Below are 6,069 nucleotides of genomic sequence, written 5' to 3' on the forward strand. Positions count from 1 at the left end.
GCTCGGGGGCGGTCGGCCGGTCGGGTCGGTACGGCTACGCCCCGGCGGGGGCGGTCGTCCTGGCGATCTCCTTGATGTCCTGGAAGGTCAGGCCGGCCTCGTTGTAGACGCGGGCCCGGACCTCCGGGATGCCGAGCGCGGCGAGCTCCTTGAGCTGGGCGGCGGTCAGCGGAGCGGCGGCGGGCAGGTCCTCCGGGTCCTCGTCGTCGGAGTCGTCCCCGGCGGTGGCCAGGCCCAGCACCGCGTCCATCAGCTGCTCGTCGGTCACCTTGACGGCGTCGGCCGGGGCCTGGACGTTCGGGGCCGCCTGGCTGAAGGCGAGCTTCACCGGGAAGTTGACGCCCGGCTCCACCTTGTCGGCCAGCTGGGCGAGGTCGAAGGTGGCGGAGGAGAAGGCGCCGTCCTTCAGGTAGAGGTCGACGCCGATCCTACGGTCCGGCACGTCGCTCGGGGCCTGGTCCGGGAAGTCGCCCAGCTGCTTGGGGAACTTGGCGGACAGCGGCTTGACGGCCTTGAACATCTCGTCCACCAGCTGCCGGGCCGGGGCGCTCACCCAGAGGTGCTCGGTGCCGTCCTTCTTGCCCTTGTCCTCGTACGTGACGGTGCGGCCGATCACGTCCTTGATCGAGTTGAGGAGCTGGTTCTGGAGCTCCGGGTCGAGGGTGGGGGCGGCGCTCGGGGCGGCGGCCTTCTTGCCGTCGGACTCCTTCGCCTGGTCCGCGAGCGACTGGAGGTCGAAGGAGACCCACTTGCCGGCCAGCACGTCCCCGACCGGCTTCAGCTGCTCGGGCATGCCCTTGCGCAGCTCGTCCACCACGGACGGGTCCTCGCCGGCCAGCTTGACCAGGCCCTTGGCGTCGGCGTGCAGGTACCCGGTGGCGTCGACCTGACGGTACTCCAGCAGCGCGGTGCCGCTGCGGTCGGCGAGCACGTAGGAGACGCGCACCGACTTGTCGAGCGTCAGGTCGGTGTTCTTGTCGGCCTTAGCGGCGTCCCTGAAGGCCTCGACGTCCTTGAGTGGCTTGTCGGCCGAGATGGCGACCGAGACGGAGAGGCCGGAGATCGCCTTGGCGGTCTTCTCGTCCATGTCGCCGTCGCCCCGGGCGGCACCGATCATGCCCTTGCCGCCCTTGTGCTCGCCGGAGTTGGCGAACGCGGCGACCTGTTCGGGGGTGGCGTCGATGGAGAGGGTGAAGCCGGCCGACTTGCCGTCGCGGACCTTGTCGAAGGCCTTCGAGACCTTCTGCGCGGCGGACAGCTGCTGGACGGTGCCGCAGGCGGTGAGGCCGGTGGCGAGCACGGAGGCGGTGACGGCGACGGGCACGGCCCCACGGGCGGCCTTGCGGATGGCGGTGTTGATGGTGCGACTCCTGTTGATCGGGCCCGCCCGGTGAGGCGGACCGGTCCCTCCCCTGTGACGCACAACGCCACAGCGCCCACACATGTGATCACATTTTCGGCAAGAGCTCATTCGATTATTTGGCGTGGTCTTTAACCAGAACGGCCAAAAACATGACCAAAACCCGGAAGTCGGGCCCGAGGAGCCTTCCTGATTCCCGGAATCCCGCACGCCGACGGGCCGCCGTTCGTACGATCGGCTCCGTCCGGGACCGGCGCGAGCCGCTGCCGGCCGAGGGAACCGGTGGGAGGGGGAGCGATGGGGCCCGTGGGCTGGATCCTGACGGTCGTGCTGGTGGCCGCCGGAGCGGTGGCCTGGCTGATGCTGCGCTACCCCGGGGGCTGGCGGTGCGCCTTCGGCCCGGAGTACGCCGAGCACCGGCGCGACCTGGACGCCGCCCGAGGGAAGCTCCGCGACCTGAAGCGCGAGGCGGGCCGCGAACGCGGCAGGGCCCGCTCCGCCGTCGAAGCGGCCGAGCGGGCCCACGCGAGCCGGGTCGGCGAGGCCCGGGCGCACCTGGACCGGCTCCGGTCCCCGGACCGGGGGTCGCTGAGGTCCTCCCTCGGGGACAGCCTGCGGCTGTACGACCGGACACTGGAGGTGACGGCCGAGGGCCGTACGGCGGAGTACCCGCTGCACGAGGTCGCGCTCCTCGACGAGTACTCCGGCACCGACGGCCACGTCTACGTGGCGCTTCCGACCGGCCGTCGGCAGAGTCTCCGTCCCGCTGGACGGGACGCCCGAGGCCGAGGTCCGGAAGTTCGTCGTCGAGGTGTTCAACGCCGCCGCCGACGCCAAGGCGGCCACGGCCGAATGCCAGGCGCTCGTGCCCCGGGCCGAGGCCGACCTGCGCGAAGCGGTCGAGGACACGGCCGAGCAGGAGGAGGCCCGGCGCCGGCTCGCCGACGTGCTGGCCCGCCAGAAGGCGGACACGCGCATCCCCGGGGCCCGCCGCGAACTGGACGAGGCACGGGACCGGTGGCAGAGGCTCACCGGCCGACGGCCGGTGTAGCCGGGCCGCCGCCCGTCAGGCCGGGGCGGGTCCTAGCCTTCGACGACCTGGACCTTGTCGGCCTGCATCCCCTTCTGGCCCTGGACCGCCTCGAACGTCACCCGCTGGCCCTCGACCAGGGACTTGAAGCCGGCCCCCTCGATCGACCTGAAGTGCACGAACAGGTCCGGGCCGGACTCCGGGGTGATGAACCCGTAGCCCTTCTCGTCGTTGAACCACTTCACGGTGCCGTTCTGGCGGTCGGCCATGTCCACTCCTTGCACAGGGATCACACTGACCGCGCCAGTCTCTCACGCAGCGGAGCCGCTCCGACGCGAAGCGCAGCGGCGGCCGCCGGGACGTTCGCGGTGACCGTGCCCCCGACCTCTGGTACGGCCTACTGGGTGGCGTCGCAGTCCTGACAGCGGCTCGTCGCGGAGCGCTGGGTGTTGCCCCCGGTGGCGTGCAGCGGGTTGGAGTCGGAGAGCCGGCGCCACGCCCCCGGCGAGGGGTCGAGCACCCAGCCGTAGACCGGCGGTTCGACGTCGGCCGGGAGGATGTGGGGGCAGCCCGGCAGATGCGCCTTCCGGCTGGCGTGGACGATGATCGCCGACGGCGGCCAGCCGTCCCACTCGGCGCCGGGCGCGCCCTCGCGGGGCTGCGCCCGCGGAGCGCAGTCCGCGCAGTTGCTCAACTCGTGGCGGCAGTAGTCCATCGGTCCTCATCCCGTCCGGCTCGCGCCCGAGTCTACGGGTGCGCGAGTGGCGGATGGGCCTGCGGCGGGGCGGCGGGCCGCCCGCTCTGCCGACGGCTAAGTCGGGCCCGGGCGGGGGCCGGTCCTCACTACAGTCCCGTTCCATGACGATGGTCACCACGCGTACGGTCGAGTACCCGGCCGACGGAATGACGATGATCGGGCACCTCGCGCTGCCCGCCGGAACCGGCCGCCGGCCCGCGGTCCTGATCGGGCCCGAGGGGCCCGGCCTGAACGACTTCCAGCGCCGCCGGGCCGACGCCCTCGCCGAACTGGGCTACGTGGCACTGGCCTTCGACCTCCACGGCGGGCGCTGGATCAGCGACCCGCAGGAGATGCTGGCGCGGGTGATGCCGCTGCTCGACGACCCCGACCGGATGCGGGGCATCGGCCACGCGGCCCTCGACGTGCTGCTCGCCGAACCGCGGACCGACCCCGAGCGGATCGCCGCCATCGGCTACGGCACCGGGGGCGCGATCGCGCTGGAACTCGGGCGCGACGGCGTCGACCTGCGGGCGATCGGGACGGTCAACGGCCTGGTCACGGGCCGTCCGGGGGAGGCCGCCCGGATCCGCTGCCCGGTGTGGGCCGGGGTCGGGTCGGAGGACCCGATCATGCCGCCCGAGCGGCGGGACGCCTTCGCCGCCGAGATGCAGGCCGCGGGCGTCGACTGGCGCCTGGTGGTCTACGGCGGAGCCCAGCACGCCTTCCACCACCCGACGGTCGGCCACGCCGTGCTCCCCGGCGTCGCCCACCACCCGCGGCAGGCCCAGCGGGCCTGGCGCGACATCGTCGGCCTGCTCGCCGAGTGCGTGCCCGTACAGGAGTGAGCCCCGGCCCCTGCCCGTCGACCGACCGGGTCGACGGGCCGGGCGGGCACCGGGGCAGGGCCCCTTGCCGGCGGACGTCCTACAGGTGGACGTCGGAGACCTCGAAGGTCTGCACGGTACGGGCGTTGAAGTAGGACCAGAACCGGGTGCCGCGCATCACGGTGTCCGCGTGCTGCTGGTAGCGCTCACCGCCGGCGTCCGTCCCGGTGGCCCACCGCTCGACCAGGGCACCGTCCTGTCCGGGCCTGCCGAACCGGGAGAGGTCGAAGTTGATCCACTGTCCTTCCCCGTAGTTCACGGCGACGATGACCAGCTTGTGGTTCACGCTGTCGTAGGCCGCGACGGCGTCGGGGTGGCCCGCGTCGATGATCGTCATGCCCGGGCGGATGTGCCGCATGTACTGGGCGAGCAGGAAGTACTTCGGGTTGACCGCGCCGATCACCCCGTTGGTGAGGGTGATCGCCCCGTAGTTCTCCCAGTCGAGGATCTGCCAGATGACCCATGCCGTGGGGTGCAGCCAGCGCAGGTCGAAGTTGAGGTTCCGGGCGAGCTGGAGGCCGCTGGTGTCACCGTCGCCGTACTCGGACATCCAGATGTTCTTGCCGTCCGCCGCCACCATCTTGTACAGCGCGTCGCGGTCGCCGTCGACGTCGTAGCCGTGGACGTTCACCCGTCCCACGGCCGCGCGGGTGGCGGCGTCGAAGTCGGGGTTGTCGTGCCAGTTGTACGCGGCGCTGCCGACGCCCCAGTCGTCGAGGCCCGCCACCATCATCCAGTGCAGGCCGCGCGCGTCCAGCTGGGTGCGGGTCTGCCGGATGATCTCGGCCAGTCGGGGCCGGTCGTAGTGGCAGCCCTCCTGTCCGCCGATGAGGTCCGGCGAGTAGCCACCCCAGTTGGCCCCCGGCTCGTTGACCGGCTGGACGGAGGTGAAGTCGATGCCCCAGTGGTCGTGGGCGTACCGCGCCACCGTCGCCATGTACGCCGCGTGGCGGCCGAAGTTGTCGTCCCGCAGGTTGCAGCTCCAGCCGTCCGGCGCTCCGCGGGGGTCGTCGTTCTTCAGCATCCACCACATCGGCGAGTTGCTGAAGAGCTCGAACCTGTCGGCGCCGCGGTCCCGGGCCAGCCACATCATGTCGCGCTGGTGCGCGTCGGCGTTCCAGTTCCAGCTGGACGACTGCGGGTCCGCGGAGGCCCAGTCGAGTTGGTAGCCCTCGATCTGCTTGAAGCCGTCCAGCGTCGGACCGGGCTTCATCGTCCGGCCGCCGATGCTGTTCGTCCCCGAGCCGCCGACGTTGTAGCGGACCACGTTCATCCCCAGCCCGGGTACCGTCTGCCCCTGGAACCGGACGGTCTTCCGGCTGAACAGCACATCGGCCAGGTCCTCCCGGGGGCCGAGCTGGTTGGCCCACCAGGCCAGCGAGGTGCCCCACCCTTCCCAGGTCCCCCAGTTGGCCGACGGATTCACCGTCGTGGTGAAGTCGGCCCAGGCCGGTCGGGCGGCGGAGAGCACCGCCATCGCTCCGGCCGGCAGGCCCACCAGTCCACGCAGAACCGTACGACGTTCCATCAAACCCCCCTGAACGGAATCCGCGCGCCCGGATGTGGGGCGTGCGCGAAGCGCTCAGTCTGCACCACCGGCGAGAGGCGGAACCAGTGTGCTGTTGATCACTTCCCGGCCCTGTGGTTGCCGGTCTCACGGAGCTGTGGTGTCCCCGGATTCCGGGCCGAGGGGCTGGGTCAGCCGCAGGGCGGTGTCGATCAGCGGGACGTGGCTGAAGGCCTGGGGGAAGTTGCCGACCTGGCGCTTGAGGCGCGGGTCCCACTCCTCGGCGAGCAGGCCGACGTCGTTGCGGATCGACAGCAGGCGCTCGAACAGTTCGCGGGCCTCGTCGGTGCGGCCGATCAGGGCGAGGGCGTCGGCGAGCCAGAAGGAGCAGGCGAGGAAGGCGCCTTCGTCGCCCGGCAGGCCGTCCACTCCGCCGTCGGTGGGGTAGCGCAGGACGAAGCCGTCCTCGGTGGACAGTTCGCGCTGGATGGCCTCGATGGTGCCGATGACGCGCTTGTCGTCGGCGGGCAGGAAGCCGACCTGGGGGAT

At 71.7% G+C, this 6,069-nt stretch carries 7 protein-coding genes; 2 read left to right on the top strand and 5 right to left on the bottom strand.

From position 1 onward, the window contains the following. Positions 1-34: 34 nt before the first annotated feature. On the bottom strand, positions 35-1,324 hold the full coding sequence (locus ACFRQN_RS39335) for a hypothetical protein (RefSeq protein WP_380745426.1): 1,290 nt from the start codon (positions 1,322-1,324) through the stop codon (positions 35-37). A gap of 847 nt (positions 1,325-2,171) precedes the next feature. Between ACFRQN_RS39335 and ACFRQN_RS39340 the strand changes: the two genes are divergently transcribed. After that, on the top strand, positions 2,172-2,411 hold the full coding sequence (locus tag ACFRQN_RS39340; protein WP_380745428.1) for a hypothetical protein: 240 nt from the start codon (positions 2,172-2,174) through the stop codon (positions 2,409-2,411). Positions 2,412-2,443: 32 nt separating this feature from the next. On the opposite strand, the gene ACFRQN_RS39345 is transcribed toward ACFRQN_RS39340, so the two are convergent. Further along, on the bottom strand, positions 2,444-2,659 hold the full coding sequence (locus ACFRQN_RS39345; protein WP_049650536.1) for a cold-shock protein: 216 nt from the start codon (positions 2,657-2,659) through the stop codon (positions 2,444-2,446). A gap of 128 nt (positions 2,660-2,787) precedes the next feature. Continuing rightward, positions 2,788-3,105: a hypothetical protein gene (locus ACFRQN_RS39350; protein ID WP_380745430.1), complete on the bottom strand. Its 318-nt coding sequence runs from the start codon at positions 3,103-3,105 to the stop codon at positions 2,788-2,790. 143 nt (positions 3,106-3,248) lie between these two features. Here ACFRQN_RS39350 and ACFRQN_RS39355 point away from each other — a divergent pair, with 143 nt between their 5' ends. Continuing rightward, complete coding sequence (locus ACFRQN_RS39355; RefSeq protein WP_380745432.1) at positions 3,249-3,974, top strand: dienelactone hydrolase family protein; 726 nt, start codon at positions 3,249-3,251, stop codon at positions 3,972-3,974. Between the two features lie 79 nt (positions 3,975-4,053). On the opposite strand, the gene ACFRQN_RS39360 is transcribed toward ACFRQN_RS39355, so the two are convergent. Next, complete coding sequence (locus ACFRQN_RS39360; RefSeq protein WP_380745434.1) at positions 4,054-5,541, bottom strand: glycoside hydrolase; 1,488 nt, start codon at positions 5,539-5,541, stop codon at positions 4,054-4,056. A 126-nt stretch (positions 5,542-5,667) separates the two neighbouring features. Then, the coding region (locus ACFRQN_RS39365) for a glycoside hydrolase family 15 protein (RefSeq protein WP_380745436.1) at positions 5,668-6,069 on the bottom strand (402 nt) is incomplete at its 5' end.

It is taken from the genome of Kitasatospora sp. NPDC056800 (genome assembly GCF_042789775.1).
Classification (GTDB): domain Bacteria; phylum Actinomycetota; class Actinomycetes; order Streptomycetales; family Streptomycetaceae; genus Kitasatospora.

Excerpts from the sequence above, each read along its gene's own strand:
- ACFRQN_RS39350 (WP_380745430.1), bottom strand. The coding sequence starts at position 3,105 with ATGGACTACTGCCGCCACGAGTTGAGCAACTGCGCGGACTGCGCTCCG.
- ACFRQN_RS39360 (WP_380745434.1), bottom strand. The coding sequence starts at position 5,541 with ATGGAACGTCGTACGGTTCTGCGTGGACTGGTGGGCCTGCCGGCCGGA.
- ACFRQN_RS39355 (WP_380745432.1), top strand. The coding sequence starts at position 3,249 with ATGACGATGGTCACCACGCGTACGGTCGAGTACCCGGCCGACGGAATG.
- ACFRQN_RS39345 (WP_049650536.1), bottom strand. The coding sequence starts at position 2,659 with ATGGCCGACCGCCAGAACGGCACCGTGAAGTGGTTCAACGACGAGAAG.